Consider the following 20,130-nt stretch of genomic DNA (forward strand, 5'->3'; position numbering starts at 1 on the left):
ATTTCAATTAGATCAGGAAGTCATCAAGTGATTTACCTGCATCTAGCTGTTCTTGGATTGCTGAAGGTGTACGACCTTGACCTGTCCATGTTTTTTCTTCGCCGTTAGCATCTACATATTTGTATTTTGCTGGGCGTGGGGCGCGTTTTGATTTCTGTTTACCAGTAGCTTCACCTGCTAGAGCTGAAATAACCATGTCTTTATCTAGACCTAGTTGCTTAATTTGCTCAGCAATATCTGCCAATTTTGCTTCTTGTGCTGCTTTGGCTTCACGCTCTGCTTCTTCCGCTTCTTTTCGTTCAGCTACAACAGTTGATAATTTGTCTAGAGCTTCCTCTAGTTGTTCCAAGGTAAGCTCACGCGCAAATGCTCGTAGGCTACGAATGTTTAATAGAGTTTTTGTTAGTTCCGACATGTAATTTCCCACTTAATTAAGGAGCCGATGAAATAAATATTAAACCCGTATTATTCGCAATACAATATTTTCCAGTTAAATTGTTATAAAAACTATTAATTAATCGCCGAAGGATTAGAGTAATGAGACCTTTCTTATTAACTGATGAATTCTTGTTGCATAGAATATCGTTGGTTTTGTGATTTTGACAATACTGATAGAGGATAAGTTTCATACACTAATGATATTTATTTTATATCATAAAAATAAGTTGGATTATCCTTTTGTCATGACATTATCAAGATAGTAACAAATCTTCTTTAATTCATATTTTTTCTCACTAAATGCTGATTTTTTTCTTCACTTTACGAGCGTAATCGAAGATGTACATCGAAAAGACCGAGTTGATGAATAAATAGGAAGGGTCATCGCTCGCCCATTATGATATTAGTTGAGCTTAAATGGTATGAGCAGAAACTTTATGCACAGAAGAAGAAAAATCATTAATGCTTAATTGGGTAAGATGTATTGCAATGGGGCTTTCGATCAGTACAATGGGCGCCACCTAATGCGATGTGTTGGTTAAATTGTTGTTAAAATTGTTTTTCAGTAGTTTAAAATATCAACTGTCGCGGTAGAGGTGCGAAATAAATCAGTAGTATTTGTTGGGGTGATGCCAATGAACAGATATGAAAGGTTGTTTTGCCGAAGTGAGTATTCATATCAACGGTGCTTGCTGGGGTTACACTCGAAAGGGGTAACACTGCCATAGTCTATAATTTTGTAAAACTATGGAGCGCTACTGTAGGGCAGGGTGGAGTTTTCGCTTCCCTTTCGCTTAGTTCAACATAAATTGTTTGATACTCATTTCTTTCAATTTATCTGCAGTAGATCTCTAACCATTTATTACTGGTTTTTGAAGATCATGAATTTAATTGATTTTGCAACATCTCCGATTTCTTTGCTACCTCCATTGGTCGCACTGAGTTTGGCGATTATTACTCGTCGTGTACTGGTGTCTTTAGGTGTGGGTATCACTTTGGGCGCTGTCCTTCTTAACGATTACTCTCTGGGTAATACACTCAGCTATGTAGGCTCAACGGTATCGAGTGTCTTCATTGAAGACGGCGGTATTAATACATGGAATATGAGTATCGTTGGTTTCCTACTTTTACTTGGTATGATGACGGCGCTACTGACGTTATCGGGTGGTACCCGTGCTTTCGCCGAATGGGCGCAATCTCGCGTTAAAAGTAAACGTGGTTCCAAATTACTTGCGGCTTTTCTAGGCGTATTTATTTTTGTTGATGACTATTTTAACAGCCTAGCCGTTGGTGCGATTTCTCGTCCTGTCACAGACCGCTTCTATGTTTCTCGAGCTAAATTGGCTTACATCTTAGATTCAACCGCAGCACCAATGTGTGTGATTATGCCTGCATCAAGTTGGGGCGCGTATATCATGACTATTATTGGTGGCATTCTCGTTTCACATGGCATTACTGAGTATTCCGCTCTTGGCGCGTATGTGCGTCTTATTCCAATGAACTTCTATGCGGTATTTGCATTGCTGATGGTGTTTGCCGTTGCTTGGTTTGGCCTTGATATTGGTAAAATGCGTAATCACGAAATTGCGGCCTCACAAGGCCATGGTTTTGAGAAAGAGCAAGCGAATGATTCACAGGAAGCTCATGAAATCAATGAAGAGTTAGATATTCAAGAGAGCGAAGGCGGTAAAGTTTCAGACTTGGTTTTGCCGATCGTATTCCTGATTGTTGCGACCATTGCTTCTATGTTATACACCGGCGGTCAAGCTTTGGCTGCTGATGGCAAGGCATTTAATATTCTAGGTGCCTTTGAAAACACCGATGTAGGCACCTCGTTAATTTATGGTGGCCTTGTTGGTTTAGCTATCGCACTGTTTACGGTATTTAAGCAAGGTATTGCGGTAAGCGAGATCACACGCACACTATGGATTGGTGCAAAATCAATGTTTGGTGCCATTTTGATCTTAGTTTTTGCTTGGACTATTGGCTCAGTGATTGGTGATATGAATACGGGTAAATACCTGTCGACATTGGCGCAAGGTAATATAAATCCACATTGGCTGCCAGTTATTCTATTCCTACTCTCTGGCCTTATGGCATTTTCTACCGGTACGTCATGGGGGACATTTGGCATCATGCTTCCAATTGCCGGTGATATGGCTGGCGCAACGGATCTTGCTTTGATGTTGCCTATGCTAAGTGCTGTATTAGCTGGTTCAGTATTTGGTGACCACTGCTCGCCAATTTCTGATACGACGATTCTGTCTTCAACAGGGGCTCGTTGTAACCATATTGATCATGTGGCGACCCAGTTACCTTATGCGCTTTCAGTGGCTGCTGTATCTTGTATTGGTTTTATCACATTGGGAATGACGGCTTCCGTAGGAATTTCATTTGCCGCTTCAGCCGTTGCCTTCTTTGGCGTTTGTGTATTGTTGTCAATTCTTTCAAGAGCCAAGATAGCAAGCTGTCATAACGCTTAATGAATTGAACTCAATAAAGAACTTAAAAGGGAGCGAAAGCTCCTTTTTTATTTGTCTAATACAAATTTTAAAAATCTTTAATTTTTAGTTGAAAAATAGTTTTTCCTTGGTTAGTGTGGTTATCAAGCAAGCGAACTGAAGAGCTTATAAGTATGCGTAATTTTGTAATGAACATTCATCACCATCATCACCCAGTCTAGTCTTTCGGGAGATGTACGCATACCCGGGGGACAGGAAACTCCCGGAGGCAGAAATCGCAAACTACAAGATTTAGAACCCTCGGGAGACTACTCTTCCGAGGGTTTTTTAGTTTTAACGATTTAAGAATTAATTTGCACAGGGATAAAAGCAATGCAAACACAACGCCTAAGAATCGCAATCCAAAAGAAAGGTCGCCTTAGTAAAGAGAGCCAAGCTCTACTTAAAAAGTGTGGCGTTAAATTCAACGTTATGGGTGAACGCCTTGTCGTTCACTCTGAAAATATGCCAATTGATTTGCTTTTGGTTCGTGACGACGATATTCCGGGTTTGATTATGGATGGTGTCGTTGACCTAGGCTTTATTGGTGAAAATGAATTAGAAGAAGTTCGCCTCGACCGTAAAGCATTGGGCGAACCATCGGAATTTATCCAACTTCGTCGACTTGATTTCGGTGGCTGCCGTTTGTCTATCGCAATTGACAAAGACGAAGAGTACAACGGCCCTCAAGACCTTGCTGGTAAGCGCATCGCAACTACATACCCACAGCTGCTAAAAGCTTACATGGATGAAGCGGGTGTCCCATTCTCAACATGTATGCTGACAGGCTCAGTAGAAGTTGCCCCTCGCGCTGGTCTTGCAGATGCGATCGCTGACTTAGTGTCTACGGGGGCAACACTGGAAGCGAACGGCCTCAAAGAAGCAGAAATCATCTTCAAGTCAAAAGCGACACTGATTCAACGCACCGGTGAATTCGATGCGGACAAGGTGGCGTTAATCGAGAAACTCCTGACTCGTATGCAAGGCGTACAGCAAGCTAAAGAATCTAAATACATCATGCTACATGCACCAGCTGAGAAGCTAGGCCAAATCAAGGCACTACTTCCGGGCGCTGAAGACCCTACTGTATTACCTCTGTCTGCCGACAAGCAAAAAGTGGCGGTTCATTTGGTCAGTACTGAAAACCTGTTCTGGGAAACCATGGAACAGCTGAAAGAGCTGGGTGCAAGCTCAATCCTAGTGCTACCAATTGACAAAATGATGGAGTAACCGCAATGAGAATCGTCGTATGGCAATCGCTGAGTGAATCTCAGCAAGACTCGATTCTAGAACGTCCTGCAATTGCAGAGGGTGCAAACATCACTGCTGCGGTTTCTGACGTTATCGCGAAAGTTCGTAGTGAGGGCGATTCAGCCCTGCTTGAATTAACTGAGAAGTTTGATCGCGTGAAGCCGGAATCCATTCGTGTATCGGCTCAAGAGATTGAGGAAGCGTCAGCGCGTCTTTCTGAAAAAATGAAGAACGCACTGGAGCAAGCTTATGCCAACATCTCTAAGTTTCACAAAGCGCAGAAGCCACAACCTATCAAAGTAGAAACTCAACCTGGTGTGCTTTGTGAGCAGGTAACGCGTCCAATCCAAAAAGTGGGTTTGTACATTCCAGGTGGCAGCGCGCCATTACCATCGACGGTTTTGATGCTTGGCGTCCCTGCGAGAATTGCGGGCTGTCGCAAAGTGGTGTTGTGTTCTCCACCACCAATCGCAGACGAAATTTTGTATGTCGCTCAGCTGTGCGGCATTGATGAAGTGTACAACGTCGGTGGTGGCCAAGCCGTTGCTGCGATGGCTTATGGCACCGAGACGGTATCCAAAGTTAATAAGATCTTTGGCCCGGGTAACGCTTACGTGACAGAAGCAAAACGTCAGGTGAGCAATGATTTTCGCGGTGCAGCGATCGATATGCCAGCGGGTCCTTCGGAAGTGCTAGTGATTGCCGATGAAACTGCAGACCCAGATTTCATCGCAGCAGACCTTCTAAGCCAAGCAGAGCACGGCCCTGACTCTCAAGTAGTACTAGTGACGCCTTCACCTGTGATTGCGGACCAAGTCACTGACGCAGTTCAGCGCCAACTCAAAGAGCTATCTCGCGCGGATATTGCTGAGAAGGCACTCGCTTCAAGTTTGGTTATCATCGCAGAGTCGTTGACTCAATCGGTCTCCATCTCGAATTACTACGGCCCTGAGCACTTGATTGTTCAGACCAAGAACCCTCGCGAGCTTTTGCCTTTACTCGATAATGCAGGTTCCATCTTCCTAGGGGATTGGTCACCAGAATCGGCGGGTGATTACGCATCGGGCACTAACCACGTTCTCCCTACTTACGGTTACACGCGTACGTATTCGAGCTTAGGTTTAGCGGATTTCTCTAAGCGTATGACGGTTCAAGAACTGTCTGCTGATGGTCTAAAAAACCTTGCTCCAACAGTGGTCACCATGGCTGAAGCAGAAGGTTTGGATGCACACAAACGTGCCGTGACTATTCGTGTAGAAAAACTGGCAGCTAAGTAAGAGGGTAATGAGATGGAAAAGCTAGCGCGTAAACAGGTCCAACAACTGACCCCTTATTTATCAGCTCGTCGTATCGGTGGTACGGGTGATGTATGGCTGAACGCCAACGAATCGCCATTCAACAATGAATACAAAACAGATTTTGCTCGTCTTAATCGTTACAGCGAATGCCAACCGAAGGAATTGATTTCTGCATACGCTGCGTATGCAGGGGTGAAACCAGAACAAACGCTGACTTCTCGCGGTGCAGATGAAGGCATCGAGTTACTGATTCGTGCATTCTGTGAACCAGGCGAAGATGCGATTCTTTACTGCCCACCAACTTACGGTATGTACTCCATTAGCGCTGAAACTATTGGTGTAGAACGAAAAACCGTGTCGCTAACATCAGATTGGCAACTAGACCTTGCTGGCATCGAAGCTAGTCTGGATAACGTTAAACTGGTTTTCGTTTGTTCACCAAACAACCCTACGGGCAACTTGGTTAAGCGTGAAGACATTGTCTCTCTGCTTGAAATGACAAAAGACCGCGCAATCGTGGTGATGGATGAAGCGTACATTGATTTTTGCCCAGAAGCGTCAATGGTAGATTTACTGGCGCAATACCCGAATCTTGCAATTCTGCGTACTCTGTCGAAAGCTTTTGCCCTTGCGGGTTTGCGTTGTGGATTTACGCTAGCAAGCGAAGAGCTGATTAATGTACTTCTTAAAGTTATCGCACCATACCCAGTGCCAGTTCCTGTTGCGGAAATTGCCACTCAAGCGCTTTCTGAAGCAGGATTAGCTCGAGCAAAATTCCAAGTTCTCGATTTGAACGCGAACCGTGCTTATTTGCAGGTGGGCTTGTCGATGATTCCGGGCTTGGAAGTCTTTGAAGGATGGGGTAACTACCTATTGGTTAAATTCCCAGATGGTGATGATCTTTTCAAGGCTGCTTGGGAAACAGGCATTATCTTGCGTAACTCGCCAATTGAGAACTGCGTACGTATCAGTGTAGGTAACCGCGACGAGTGCGAAAAAACACTCGGATTCATTAGAAACTACTACTCATAAGTAGAGATAAAAATTAATTGCTTTCGCTGACTAGCGGGGGCGCCAAAGATTAGCAATAAGGAAGTTCGAGTGAGCAAACAACAAAAAATCCTTTTTATTGACCGTGATGGTACCTTAATTGTTGAGCCGCCGGTTGATTTTCAAGTAGACCGTTTAGATAAGCTAAAACTAGAGCCATTTGTTATCCCGAGCCTGCTGTCGTTGCAGGATGCAGGATACCGTCTAGTGATGGTCACTAACCAAGACGGTTTGGGTACAGACAGCTACCCACAAGCAGATTTTGATGCACCGCACGATATGATGATGGAAATCTTCGAATCTCAAGGTGTGAAGTTTGATGATGTGCTGATCTGCCCTCACTTTGAAGAAGATAACTGCTCATGCCGTAAGCCTAAATTAGGCATGGTGAAAGAGTACCTTCAAGGTGGCAAAGTGGACTTCCAAAACTCTGTTGTGATTGGCGATCGTCAAACCGATCTTCAACTTGCAGAGAACATGGCAATTCGTGGCATTCAATACAACCCAGAAACCATGGGCTGGAAACAGATCCTGAAAGATCTGACGGTCAAAGCTCGGGTCGCTGAAGTGGTTCGTACTACGAAAGAAACTGATATTAAAGTCGTGGTAAATCTTGATGAGCAAGGCGGCAATGACATCTCTACAGGTCTTGGTTTCTTCGACCACATGCTGGATCAAATCGCGACGCACGGCGGATTCCAGATGGTGTGCAAAGTGGAAGGTGACCTGCACATTGATGATCACCACACGGTAGAAGATACCGCTCTTGCTTTGGGTCAGGCGTTGAAAGAAGCACTGGGTGACAAACGTGGTATTGGTCGCTTTGGCTTCAGCCTGCCAATGGATGAGTGCTTGGCACAATGTGCACTGGACCTATCTGGTCGTCCTTACCTTAAGTTCGACGCGCAGTTTAGCCGTGAGCAAGTCGGTGACCTCTCAACAGAGATGGTGGTTCACTTCTTCCGCTCTCTAACTGACACCCTAGCGTGTACGCTGCACCTTTCTTCTGATGGCGACAATGATCACCACATCATTGAGAGTCTATTTAAAGCGTTTGGTCGTACTTTACGCCAAGCAATCAAAGTAGAAGGCACTGAGCTACCAAGTAGTAAAGGCGTGCTTTAAGGCTCACGTTAGTAAGGAGAAAAACAGTGACAGAACAGAAAGTTGTCATTATTGATACTGGCTGTGCCAACGTTTCTTCGGTGAAGTTTGCCATTGAACGCCTAGGCTATGACGTAACAATTTCAAAAGATCCACAAGTTGTATTGGCGGCTGACAAGCTATTTCTACCTGGCGTGGGAACCGCCAGTGAAGCGATGAAGAACCTAGAAGAGCGCGATCTTATCAGCTTGGTAAAACAGGTACAGAAGCCGCTACTAGGTATCTGTTTAGGCATGCAATTGTTGGGCAAAGTGTCTCAAGAGAAAGGCCAGAAAGCCGACGAGCTAGTTGAGTGTCTTGGACTTTGTGATGGTGAAGTTAAGTTATTACAAACTGGTGACTTGCCGCTGCCGCATATGGGCTGGAACACGGTGTCTGCAAAAGCAGGTAATCCACTGTTCAAAGGTATTGAAGAAGGTGAGTACTTCTACTTCGTGCACAGCTTTGCAATGCCAGTTGGGGACTACACAATTGCGGAATGTGAGTATGGAAATCCGTTCACAGCAGCAGTACAAAGCGGTAACTACTACGGTGTGCAATTCCACCCTGAGCGTTCTTCAAAAGCGGGCGCGAAGCTTATTCAAAACTTCTTAGAATTATAAAAGGGATTTAGTGTGATTATTCCAGCTCTTGATTTAATTGAAGGACAGGTGGTTCGCCTTTATCAAGGTGATTACGACCAAGTAACCGAGTACAAAGTCGACCCAGCAGAGCAGTTCAACTTGTACCACCAAGCCGGTGCTAACTGGCTGCACTTGGTGGATTTAACTGGCGCGAAAGACACCACAGCACGCCAGCTTGATTTGATTGCAAAGCTATTAGCAAGTACGCCAGCGAATATCCAAATCGGTGGTGGTGTGCGTACAGAGCAAGACGTGATTGATCTATTAGAAGCAGGTGCTCAGCGTGTTGTGGTTGGTTCGACAGCAGTAAAACAACCAGAGCTTGTAAAAGGTTGGATGGAAAAATACGGCGCAGAGAAAATCGTTCTCGCGCTAGACATCAACATCGATCAAGACGGTACGCGCAAAGTAGCAATTTCTGGTTGGCAGGAAGACTCCGGTGTGACTATCGAAGCATTGATCAAAGACTACCTAACCGTTGGCCTACAACACGTGCTATGTACTGATATTTCTCGCGACGGTACGTTAGCGGGGTCAAACGTAGAGCTTTACGTCGACCTGTGTAAACAGTACCCACAAGTGCAGTTCCAATCTTCAGGTGGCATCGGCTCGTTAGCAGATATCGAAGCACTAAAAGGCAGCGGTGTTGCTGGCGTGATTGTTGGTCGTGCATTGTTAGATGGTAAGTTCACAGCAGAGGAGGCGTTTGCATGCTGGCAAAGCGAATAATTCCATGTCTTGATGTTCGTGATGGACAAGTGGTGAAGGGCGTTCAGTTCCGCAACCACGAAATCATTGGTGACATCGTCCCTCTCGCACAGCGTTATGCGGAAGAAGGCGCTGACGAGCTGGTGTTTTACGATATTACCGCTTCCAGTGATGGTCGTGTTGTCGATAAAAGTTGGGTGGCTCGCGTTGCAGAAGTAATTGATATCCCTTTCTGTGTCGCTGGTGGCATTAAATCAGCCGAAGACGCAGCGCGTATTCTTGAGTTTGGCGCGGACAAGGTGTCTATCAACTCACCTGCATTGGCGAACCCGCAGTTGATTACTGACCTTGCGGATAAGTTTGGTGTTCAATGTATCGTGGTTGGCATCGACTCTTACTACGACAAAGAGACAGGCAAGTATCAGGTTTACCAGTTTACTGGCGATGAAGAACGCACCAAAGCGACCCAGTGGGAAACGCGTGATTGGGTGCAAGAAGTGCAAAAGCGTGGCGCTGGTGAAATCGTATTGAACATGATGAACCAAGACGGCGTGCGTAACGGTTACGATATCGATCAGCTAAACATGGTACGTGAAGTGTGTAACGTTCCGCTGATTGCATCAGGCGGGGCGGGGGCCATGGAGCACTTCGCAGAAGCTTACCAAAAAGCGAATGTCGATGGTGCGCTTGCCGCATCGGTATTCCACAAGCAAGTCATCAACATTGGTGAACTAAAGCAGTATTTGAAACAACAAGGCATTGAGGTACGACTATGAGTGTGAAAGCCGCCGAAGTCAGTTCGCTAGCTGAGCGAATCAACTGGGAAAAGGTGGATGGTCTGGTACCTGCCATCGTACAAGATTTCCAATCAAGCCAAGTGCTGATGATGGGTTACATGAACCAAGATGCGTTGGCAAAAACGGGTGAAACGGGTCAAGTGACGTTTTTCTCTCGTACCAAACAGCGTCTTTGGACCAAAGGTGAGACCTCAGGCAATGTATTGCAGTTAGTAAACATGCAGTTAGATTGCGACAACGATACGCTGCTGGTGAAAGTGAATCCCATTGGTCCTACGTGTCACTTGGGTAATCCCACTTGCTGGGATGTCGATCCACAAGAGGAGTCACAAATGGTGTGGCTTCATCAACTTGAGCAGTTATTGGCTGCCCGCAAGAGTGCCGACCCTGATTCCTCTTATACTGCCAGTCTTTATGCCCGTGGCACCAAGCGTATTTCGCAGAAAGTGGGCGAAGAAGGCGTTGAAGTCGCGCTTGCGGCGACGTCGGGTGACAAGGCGGAGTTAGTGTGTGAATCAGCAGACTTGATTTATCACTTGCTGGTATTGCTGCAAGACCAAGGCCTATCGATGAATGACGTAGTGAACAAACTTAAAGAGCGTCATAAATAGCTTTTTGGCTTTCGAGCAAAACCTAATCTTATAAGTATACTCATCTCAACATCTCCCCTGACTAAACCGTAAGTACGCCTTACGGTTTTTTTGTTGTAAATATCATCTTTATCGATCGTTTCTTTCGTTATCGCGTATATAAACTACTCTTCTTAAAAGGGCTTTTATGTTGCTACTTTTGTTGGTAAGAAGTTGTAGCGTAAGACGAAATGAGGTTGTTGAGTTATGAGGAGGTCGGAGTGAAGGTGGCTCACGGCAAAAAAATAACGCTTATTGCAGATGATCAAAAAGTAGTGAGGCACACCCTGAAGCTCTGCTTACAAAATCTCGATTATCAGGATGTGCTAGAAGCATGTGATGGAAAAGAAGCCAAACAACTCGCAGTCGAGCACGATATTGATATCATCTTTTGTGACTTAAATATGCCAGTTGAAGATGGCTTTGAGGTGTTGCGATACTTAGGCGAAATCCATTTCAGTGGCAGTGTGATTTTAATCAGTGGCGAGGAAGAAGAAGTGTTATCTTCATCTTCGAACCTAGCCCGTCTTTACAAGCTCGACATTTTAGGTAGTTTGAAGAAACCCATCTCTTTTACTACGGTGAAAGATTTGATGTCACAGGTCGAAAAGTCAACAATATCAAGAATCAACAATCGTCCTCCCCCGGTTTTGAGTGCGGCATCGGTTCAACACTTTATTGATATGGGTTGCGTGAGGGCATTCTTTCAACCCCAGATAGAGTTGGAAACGGGTCGGGTCTGTGGCTTAGAAGTTTTGGCTCGTGTTGTGGATGAAGATGATAATATTATCCCTCCTGACAGTTTTATTCCCGTAGCAGAAAAGAATTTAGACCTCATTTTATCACTCACCAAAACCATTATTCGAGCAGCCTTTTCTGATATAGCCAAACATTTCCAATCTCTTCAAGACATTACATTTTCCCTCAATATATCGGCAAAAGTTTTGGAAGACCAAGGTTTTACTAGCTGGCTGGACCAGGTTGCAAATGAATATCAAATTCCGCAAGAAAGCATTTTATGTGAGTTAACCGAAACAGCGCTGACTCATGATCAGGCGGCTATTAACACGCAATTGCTTCGGCTAAGGCTACTTAAGTTTAATCTTTCAATCGATGACTTTGGTACAGGCTATTCTTCTATTGCTCAGCTTCACTCTATACCTTTCAATGAACTTAAAGTAGACAAGCGCTTTGTGCTCGACTGCTTAACAAACACCAAGTCTCAAGCAATCTTGGAGCAAAGTGTTCGGATGGGTAAAGCAATGGGTATGAGTGTTGTAGCCGAAGGGGTCGAAAATCGTGAAGTTGAAGAATTCTTAGTGTCTATCGGTTGCAATATTGCCCAAGGCTACTTGTATTCTAAGCCGGACGAACTGAGCTACATCCTTGCTTATATGAAGCGCTCAAATAGCATTTATGAGGATCGCTCATGAAGTTTTCTACCAAACTACCGTTACTGTTTTTTGTTTTTGGAGTGTTGATGTTGGGAGCGGTGACTCTGACATCTTGGAAAGGTAAAGACATTCTACAAGAGACGACGTTCACGAATATTGAAAGGGAAGCGGCGCTGCTTATCCGCCTTATTGAGCGTAACTTATTTGAGCGCTACCACGATGCTCAAGCGTTTCCTATGTCGTTAGGTGTGGTAGATAAAGAGCAGTTAGACTACGTGGCAACCAGTTCTTTGATGGCTGAAAACCTTAATAATTTTGTACAAAATTATAAAGTTTATAGGCGGATACTTATTTTCGATTACGAAGGTAATATTCTTGCTAGTAATACAGAGAATGAATTTGGAAAAACGTTACCTAATCTCACACGTACCGCACGAGAGGTAAGAGAGACCCAGTGGTTTTCGGAAGCCATTTCTGGAATCACATTAGCCCCAGACAGCCCAAGAAGTAGTTATGTTTTTGGGCCTGAACGATATTTGATCGATGACAACCCTAATTCTTACGATATGGTTTTTGCCACGCTAATTTTAGACCGAGCTGGAGAGCCGGCGGGCCTTTGGGTAAATGTGGTTGATTTTAAAGCTGTAGAGGCCATTGTCTCTGATACATACGACCTGTTATCGAAACGTGGTTTCTTAAGTTCTGAGTTAACGATACTTGATAACAAGGGCCGGATAATTGTTGACTACGATCCGGTAGGACAAAGTGAAGCTGTCTATGAAAGGGATTTCGACGTTCTGAGCCAGTTAAACTTAGCAACCAATGGTGTTGAGGGGGCAAGACTGGCGGTGTCAGGGCTGAGTGGCTCAAATGTGTCTACCCATTTTCGGAAACAAGTCGATCAGGTGACAGGATACGCCTACACCAATGGCGCTTATGACTACCCAGGTTTAGGTTGGTCCGCGTTAATACGTGTTGAAGTCAGCGAGGCATTCGCGGATTCGGAAAGTCTATACAAAAGCTCTTTTGCGCTGGCGGGTTTATTATTGACGCTCATCATCTTAGTCGCGTTTTATCTTGGGAAAAGAATCGCCAGACCGCTGAATGAATTATCTAAAGCAATCAACAGCTTAGCACATGGAGAGAAGGATGTGACTTTACCGGAAATATCCGGAAAAGATGAAATTGCTAAAATGGTTTCTGAGTTGAAAAACCTCAAAGAAATCGTTGTGGAGCGAGCTAAGCTAACCAAAGAAACGGATGAACAGCGTTTTCAATTAGAAATCCAAAGCCGCGCAATCGATTCGACAGCAACGGGTATTACGGTTGCAGATGTACGGTTGCCTGACTCACCAATCATATTTACTAATAAAGCGTTTGAAGATCTTACTGGGTATACACGAGATGAAGTCATCGGTCGCAATTGCCGATTCCTGCAAGGTAATGATACCGAGCAACCAGATATTGAGAAACTCAGGTATGCAATAGCCAATAAAGTATCTTGTTCGGTAGTGCTAAAGAACTACAAAAAAGACGGTACCTTGTTCTATAACAATTTACGTATCGACCCTGTATTTAATGATGATGGCGAACTCACTCATTACATTGGTGTTCAGACGGATATTACTGAAATTAAGAGGATTGAGGATCAAGCGAAAATTAAGCTTGAGGATGAAGTTGCCCGAAGAACCCAGCAAGCTCGTGATTCTGAAAGTCGCCTACGTACGGTTTTTGATACTGCGCTCGATGGTACGGTGGTGATTGATAATAAAGGCATTATCGTTGATGTTAACCGCTCGCTTGAAATGATTTTTGGTCGAATCAGAGAGGAGTTGGTTGGTGAAAATGTCAGCATTCTTATGCCTCCACACTATGCTGATGTCCATGACGGGTTCATTTCTAAGTACTTGTTAACTGGAAATAAAAAACTCATCGGGACACCACGCCAAGTAGAAGGGTTACATAAATCTGGACGTGTATTTCCTATCGAGGTTTCTGTTGGGGAAACTTGGTTGGGAGATGCTCAGGTTTTTGTTGGCGTAGTCAAAGACATTACATTACAAGAAGAAACCAAACAGCGAGAGAAGAGACTACAGTCGGAATTACGTGAGCGTGAACTGGTCTACCGCGCAGCATTCAACCAAGCGGCGGTTGGTATTTGCCGAGTGGATCTTGATGGCAACTTTATCGAAGTCAACGATAAGATGTGTGAGATCTTCGGTTACAGTGAACCTGAACTATTAGAGATGAGCTATCTCGATGTGACTCATCCTGAATACCGCGAAAAGAGCCAACATTTGGTAGGGCAACTAATCGGAAACGACAAGCGATCGTTCACTATCGATAAGCTCTACTTAAGTAAATCGGGGTCAGAGTTCTGGGCGACTATTTCAGTGTCCATCGTTTGCGAGGATGACACAGTACCCAAATATTTTGTGGCTGTTGTTGAAGATATCTCTAACCGAAAACGGATAGAAAAAGAGCTTCGCTCTGCAAAAGCTGTACGAGACGAGTTATTACGAGGAATGCGTTTAGCCTCTGACGCTGGCGGTATCTGTAACTGGTCGTTAGACATTCAGTCACAGGCACTGCGCTGGGATGAAGGCATGTATCGCCTATATGGTATTGAACCCAATAAGCCAGTGTCCTATCCCGATTGGGAACAAAGCATACACCCTGATGACCGTGAAAGTGCAGTAACAAGCTTTAATCGTGCGGTTGAAGACGGTGATGTATATAACGCAGAGTTTCGAATCATTAATCAGGCTACAGGCACAATGCATTGGGTTAAGGCCGCTGGGGATGTAGTTGTCGATAAAGACTCTAATTTACGTCATGTCTTTGGTATTAACCTCGATATCACAGAAGAGAGAGAAGTTCAGGCCGCTCTCGAGAAAGAGAGTATTGCCGCAAAACAAGCGAATGAAGCCAAATCTCGCTTCCTCGCCACGATGAGCCATGAAATACGTACGCCGATGAATGGTGTTATAGGCATGGTAGACCTTCTAAAAGAAACTGCTCTCGACTACGATCAAGGGAGAATGGTGAGCACCATTCGTGATTCGTCCTTCTCCTTACTGGAAATCATTAACGACATTCTCGATTTCTCGAAAATCGAATCGGGGCAGATGGAGTTAGATCCGACGGAAACTAATCCTCTTTATCTGATAGAAAAAACACTGGAGGCGCTGTGGTTAAGCGCTAATCAGAAAGGCGTTGATGTGTTTATGACATACGAGAGCCAAATTCCAGAATTTATACTTATAGATCCAGTTAGAACTCGCCAAATTATCCTTAATCTGCTTGGCAATGCCGTCAAGTTTAGTCAGTGCAAAGATAAATCGGGCTTAGTCAAAGTGGCGACGAGCTATGATAATGCACAGCAGCTTCTCTCGATCTCGGTAGAAGATAATGGCGTGGGTATGACAGAAGAGCAGCAATTGAAGCTGTTTAAGCCATTTACACAAGCTGACAGCTCAACCACAAGAAAGTTTGGTGGTACAGGGCTTGGTCTTAGCATTACTAAATCCTTCATTGATCTAATGGGGGGTAATATTGATGTCGAAAGCCGTATTGGTGAAGGAAGCAAATTTTCGTTTACGATTCCTGCTGCGCCATGCCGTACCCACTCAGTATTTGGTCGTTTTGATTTCTCTACGATAACGTTGGTTTTAGACATTGAAAATGCCAACCTCAAGCACATATGTGCTGAAATTCTAAGCAGCTTCGAGACACGAGATATTATTGTTGATGTTCAGTCATCGTTTACTTGGGAAGAGCATAAAGCGGTCTATTTAACCGACGATGATATCGCCAATGTGGCTCAAGGGCGTTCGCTGATACTCAGTGATAATCCGGCAGCAAAAGGGGGATACATAGCGCCGGATAAGTATGGTGTTGGTACACACCCACTCAAGCCCAGTGAGCTAGTGATCGGTCTAGCCATCTTGACCGGTCAAGAAAGCCCAGATTTTGATTGGAGCGAAGCGATTACAGCTGAGAGCACCGATAACAGCGAAATTGATTGGGTGAATAATCAAGATATCACAATCCTATGCGCAGAGGATCAACCAACCAATCAGATGGTATTGGCGCAGCAGCTTACTAAGTTAGGTTATCGCTTTGATATGGTGGACAACGGGCGTGAGGCGCTTGAAAAATGGCAATCAAATGACTATGCGCTAGTGTTAACAGATTGCCATATGCCGGAAATGGATGGCTTTGAACTGACTTCAGAAATTCGCCGTATTGAGTCGGAAATGGTCAGTGAAAGGACTCTGATCATTGCCATTACTGCCAATGCTTTGGTCGGTGAAGCGGAACATTGTTTAGAAGCGGGAATGGATGACTATATTCCCAAGCCTGTAGAGCTTTCTACCCTAAGGAAAGTATTAGCACTTCGTTTACGTGGCAAATCACTACGCAAGCCGAAAGGTGACAGTGAGAACCAACTTGCTGAACCAGTCAAAACTCTTGATTTACCTGAAAATGACTCGAAGCCATTGATCGACTTAAATCACCTCAGTGAAGTGATCGGTAGCCGAGATGAAGAAATGACTCGAGCTGTTTTATCGATGTTTTGGGAAAGTGTGTCGCAGGATATCGAGAAAATGCAAGTAGCCTGCCAAGAGAACGACTTATCACAAGTTAAGAGTTTGTCTCATGGTGCGAAGGGGGCCGCAGCTTCCAGTGGGGCTTTATTACTGAGTGAGATCTTTCGTTCTATAGAAAAAAACAGCCATGATATTGAACACGTCGAGCAAGCGATAAAAGAAGTGGTCGATATGATGGAGAAAATACAGCAGCAGTTAGAGCGCGATAAAATCATCTAGCCGATGGCAAGGAGGTACTTTGTTAAACCTACACGTGATGGATCAAACACCTTTTGCGACATTTTCTGAGGCGAGTCGTAGTACGCTGAAATATCTTAGAAATAAGTATGGGTATGGGGCTTGGATGATGACGCGTAAAAATGGAGATGAGTGGGTTATATTACAGGTTGAAGGAGATGGGTATCAAATCGACGAATTGACGGTCATTAATTGGAATGACTCTATGTGCAGTCGTATGGTAAAAGGTGAAGGGCCTAGGTGGGCTCCTGATGTCGATGACATTCCATCCTATGTTGAAGCGCCTATTTATAGAGCGGAAAAAATTAAGTCATATGTTGGAATCCCTGTCTGTTTTGCCAATGGCGATCTGTTTGGCACCTTATGTGCGATTGATACAGTACCATCGGGAAGAGCCCCTGCGGATGGTAAAGAAACCGTTGAATTAGTCTCTAAACTACTCTCAAGCCTGTTGCAGTTAGAACTGCAAAATATAGCTTTATCTCGTAAGCAAATTAGTTTTTTACCTGAACCATTAAAAGATAACCAAACGGGTTTTTTAAACCGATTAGGGTGGTCAATATACTTGGAGAAGGAAGAGAGTAATGTTCGTGCAGTGGGGACTCCTCTGTATATTGTGGCTCTGGATGTGACCTTGCCTGGTAAAGAAAAGGGAGATGAATATCAACAGTTACTGACTATTGTTACATCTATCATTAATTCATCAGTCACTGATGAGGGGGTTATCGCCCGGCTTAGTGATAACATATTTACGATTTTGTTAGCGAATAGCTCAAATAAGCAGTTTCAACTTTGTCTGGATACACTGGAAAGGGAATTAACCGAGGCGAGTGTTGTCGCTCAAATTGGCTCTGAGAAACACAACTATACAGATAAGCTAGATGCGACGGTAATGAGTGCAATAAAAAGTGCACGATCGAGTTAAAAGAAAGAGTTAGGGGGTGACATGGATGTTTCGCAAACCAGTATTTACATATTCTATAATTCGAAAGAAATACTAGATATGGTAAAGCCTGTTGCGTCAATATTGTTCGATAATGTGTCACCCATTAATATTGAGAAAGAACAAGCCAAGTTTGTGCAGTCGCTTAAGCAGCCACACTTAAGCATTATTTCTATCTATGCTTTTGAAAGCCCTAAAGAAGCGGCAACCCTTTCCAAGTTACTCAATGAGCATGGTGCTCTTCAACATCAAGCACACATTCCTAAATACGATCTATTAATGTGCAATAAATCTTATCGTCAGGAAGCATATGACCTATGCGTTAAGGAACTGTTCTATAGCTATGAAACGATCAAGCCAATTTATGACACCAACAAGGTTATCCTGACATTGCGTCGACTAGCGCAGCACTTGGCGACCAAAGTAGAGCTCCAACAAGTTGAACAAGATAATCTTAAGATGGAAGAGAGCATTAATAGCAGTATTGAGTCGATAGACGCTTTGCAAACGCAGGTACAGGAGACATCAACTCAGCAAGATAGTGAGTTTGAACAGGTGACTAAGTCGCTTAATGAGCTATTGGCTCGAGTGCCAGCCATTGAGTGGGAAAAAGCATTTACTAATATTGTGCGCTCAATGCCGGAATCTGTACAAAGAACGACACTCAGCCAATTCTCTATTAAGGAATTTCGTGATGATCTAGAAAAATATCGCAATAACAGTGCAGAAATGCTGAATAAGATTTCCAGCTCTCTGGACGCCTCAAAGCCTCAGACTTTATCTAAAGGGCCGTTGATCGTTGTTGCTGATGATCAGCCTGTGATGCTAAAAATCATATCCTCAATTTTAGAGCCAAAGGGCTATAAAGTCGAAAGCGCAAGTAATGGTGTCGAAGCTCTCATGAAAGCAAAAGTCATGAAACCAGAGCTCATACTTCTCGATATAGATATGCCGATCATGGATGGTTTAGCAACGTTAGACGCAGTGAAAAAGGTTGAGACTATTAAGCACATACCAATTATCATGCTAACCAGTCACTCTGATAAAGACATCATTAAATCCAGTATCAGCCTGGGTGCTGTCGATTATGTTGTGAAACCGACGAAAGCTGATATCCTTCTTGCGAAAATCGCGAATGCGTTAAAATAGGCCACCTGAACCAGTTATTAAACGATAGAAGCCATCAATTTTATGCAAACTCATTTGTGCGCAGACTTAACGTTGTCACTCGAATACTAGGTAGTAACTGTAACCCACAACTAGGGCTGGAATCGCAGAGTAAACAGTCGCAACTAGTGCCGCTTTAGGGGCCAATGCGATAGCAGGAAATAGCGCATCGCCATCATTGGATATCGCATTCGCTAATTGTGCAGATAAAGGCACCGCGCCTGAAATGTAGAGACTGGTGACTAAGATTTGAGGCCCACATCCTGGTAGCATACCGACAGCGACCCCGAGCAAAGGCATCCACGCACCCCAACCGGAAAAAGTCTCCGCTAAGTTAATGTGACCAAAGTAGGCTATGAGTTCAAAGGTCATAAAAGCGAGAACAACCCATGCAGTTACGAAGTTAGTATCTTGCGCCGCTTTCTGCAGGGGATGTGAAGAAACGGTTTTTTTATCTTCCGATACTGTTGACTCATAATCTTTGATTTCTTTGGTTAAGGACCAAAGTAACATGCTAAGAATGATAAGCCCTGTCCCTAGCCATTCAATACTCGCTGTAGGAAGAGAAAGAAGCGCGTTGATATCCACTTGAAACGAGCCTAGTACGGCAACAAATGTTGCTGGTACGATTAGCCATTGCCAAAAGGCACCTTGGAGATTGATGGCCTTCTTTTCAAAGTGGGACTGCTGACTATGATCAGAACGGCAGCAGAATTTTTCAGCTAATGCTGATGTAACGGTTGGTCTTAAGAAGTCGTCTTGATGGATAGCGTTGACAACCCATCCAGAGACCGAGCCTACCACAATGCCCAGTGCAACAACGGCCAAACCTATGTCAGGTTTACTGGCTAACAGAAGAAACGCAGCATCCCCCATCGTAGAGGTTAACACCGCGACAATAGCACCAAACCCGACTCGTCCACTAACGAATTGTGTCGTGACTATGATGGCACCACCGCATCCGGGAAGTGCACCCAGTAAAGAAGCAAAGAAAACCTGATAGCTACGTGAGCTCTGGTATAAGTTAACCAGCTTGCTCTCTTTGTTCATCCATAGGGACATATAGTGGTAGATGATCAAAGTAAAAGCAACGTAGGCTGACACTGCCCAAAAGGCATCAGACAACGTTGAAACTGTGACCTCTCGGGTTGCTTCGTTAAGCACTAAAGCCAGCAAAACGACGGGTAATAAAAGGCGTTTGTAAGCTGGTTGGAACTGAGAGAAAGACAGCCAATGGGGTAAAGCCGCTAAAAGCCTAATCGAATTCATAATACCAAAATACAAATGAGAATAATTATCAATATATTTTAATGAGAA

At 44.2% G+C, this 20,130-nt stretch carries 15 protein-coding genes, 1 riboswitch and 1 other annotated feature; of the genes, 13 read left to right on the plus strand and 2 right to left on the minus strand.

The annotated features are described in order from the left end of the window. Positions 1–7 precede the first annotated feature (7 nt). Positions 8–415 (minus strand): H-NS family nucleoid-associated regulatory protein, encoded by a 408-nt coding sequence (locus L1D15_RS08855; protein ID WP_239836716.1) that lies wholly within the window; start codon positions 413–415, stop codon positions 8–10. A gap of 606 nt (positions 416–1,021) precedes the next feature. After that, a riboswitch (Lysine riboswitch) is annotated at positions 1,022–1,204 on the plus strand. Between the two features lie 115 nt (positions 1,205–1,319). On the opposite strand from L1D15_RS08855, the gene L1D15_RS08860 reads away from it, so the two are divergent. From L1D15_RS08860 to L1D15_RS08920, 13 genes are all read left to right on the plus strand, one after another. After that, positions 1,320–2,921, plus strand: a complete 1,602-nt coding sequence (locus L1D15_RS08860; protein WP_239836715.1) for a Na+/H+ antiporter NhaC family protein — start codon at positions 1,320–1,322, stop codon at positions 2,919–2,921. 175 nt (positions 2,922–3,096) lie between these two features. Further along, positions 3,097–3,232, plus strand: a sequence feature (His leader region). 40 nt (positions 3,233–3,272) lie between these two features. Further along, positions 3,273–4,169 (plus strand): ATP phosphoribosyltransferase, encoded by an 897-nt coding sequence (gene hisG, locus L1D15_RS08865; protein WP_239875345.1) that lies wholly within the window; start codon positions 3,273–3,275, stop codon positions 4,167–4,169. A gap of 5 nt (positions 4,170–4,174) precedes the next feature. Continuing rightward, a complete protein-coding gene (hisD, locus tag L1D15_RS08870) occupies positions 4,175–5,467 on the plus strand; it encodes a histidinol dehydrogenase (RefSeq protein WP_239875346.1) in 1,293 nt (430 codons plus the stop codon). 12 nt (positions 5,468–5,479) lie between these two features. Further along, positions 5,480–6,520, plus strand: coding sequence for a histidinol-phosphate transaminase (hisC, locus tag L1D15_RS08875; protein ID WP_239875347.1), 1,041 nt, complete (start codon positions 5,480–5,482; stop codon positions 6,518–6,520). Positions 6,521–6,589: 69 nt separating this feature from the next. Next, entirely contained in the window at positions 6,590–7,663 is a 1,074-nt protein-coding gene (hisB, locus tag L1D15_RS08880; protein WP_239875348.1) for a bifunctional histidinol-phosphatase/imidazoleglycerol-phosphate dehydratase HisB, read from the plus strand. 26 nt (positions 7,664–7,689) lie between these two features. Beyond that, positions 7,690–8,304, plus strand: a complete 615-nt coding sequence (gene hisH / locus L1D15_RS08885; protein WP_239875349.1) for an imidazole glycerol phosphate synthase subunit HisH — start codon at positions 7,690–7,692, stop codon at positions 8,302–8,304. 12 nt (positions 8,305–8,316) lie between these two features. Then, positions 8,317–9,054 carry a 1-(5-phosphoribosyl)-5-[(5-phosphoribosylamino)methylideneamino]imidazole-4-carboxamide isomerase gene (gene hisA, locus L1D15_RS08890; RefSeq protein ID WP_239875350.1) on the plus strand — a complete coding sequence of 246 codons (738 nt, stop codon included), beginning with the start codon at positions 8,317–8,319 and terminating at the stop codon, positions 9,052–9,054. Next, positions 9,036–9,809, plus strand: coding sequence for an imidazole glycerol phosphate synthase subunit HisF (gene hisF, locus L1D15_RS08895; RefSeq protein WP_239868127.1), 774 nt, complete (start codon positions 9,036–9,038; stop codon positions 9,807–9,809). The genes hisA and hisF overlap by 19 nt, the downstream gene beginning before the upstream one ends. Next, entirely contained in the window at positions 9,806–10,441 is a 636-nt protein-coding gene (gene hisIE, locus L1D15_RS08900; RefSeq protein ID WP_239875351.1) for a bifunctional phosphoribosyl-AMP cyclohydrolase/phosphoribosyl-ATP diphosphatase HisIE, read from the plus strand. The genes hisF and hisIE overlap by 4 nt, the downstream gene beginning before the upstream one ends. Positions 10,442–10,686: 245 nt before the next feature. Then, positions 10,687–11,892: an EAL domain-containing response regulator gene (locus L1D15_RS08905; protein ID WP_239875352.1), complete on the plus strand. Its 1,206-nt coding sequence runs from the start codon at positions 10,687–10,689 to the stop codon at positions 11,890–11,892. Continuing rightward, positions 11,889–16,685, plus strand: a complete 4,797-nt coding sequence (locus L1D15_RS08910) for a PAS domain S-box protein (protein WP_239875353.1) — start codon at positions 11,889–11,891, stop codon at positions 16,683–16,685. Before L1D15_RS08905 ends, L1D15_RS08910 begins: the two co-directional genes overlap by 4 nt. 19 nt (positions 16,686–16,704) lie before the next feature. Next, on the plus strand, positions 16,705–17,628 hold the full coding sequence (locus L1D15_RS08915) for a diguanylate cyclase (RefSeq protein ID WP_239875354.1): 924 nt from the start codon (positions 16,705–16,707) through the stop codon (positions 17,626–17,628). A gap of 78 nt (positions 17,629–17,706) precedes the next feature. Continuing rightward, a complete protein-coding gene (locus L1D15_RS08920) occupies positions 17,707–18,795 on the plus strand; it encodes a response regulator (RefSeq protein WP_239875355.1) in 1,089 nt (362 codons plus the stop codon). Between the two features lie 75 nt (positions 18,796–18,870). Here the strand turns inward: L1D15_RS08920 and L1D15_RS08925 are convergent, their stop codons facing one another. Then, positions 18,871–20,082, minus strand: a complete 1,212-nt coding sequence (locus tag L1D15_RS08925; RefSeq protein ID WP_239875356.1) for a putative manganese transporter — start codon at positions 20,080–20,082, stop codon at positions 18,871–18,873. Between the last annotated feature and the right edge of the window lie 48 nt (positions 20,083–20,130).

Source organism: Vibrio sp. Isolate25 (genome assembly GCF_022398025.1).
GTDB lineage: Bacteria > Pseudomonadota > Gammaproteobacteria > Enterobacterales > Vibrionaceae > Vibrio > Vibrio coralliilyticus_A.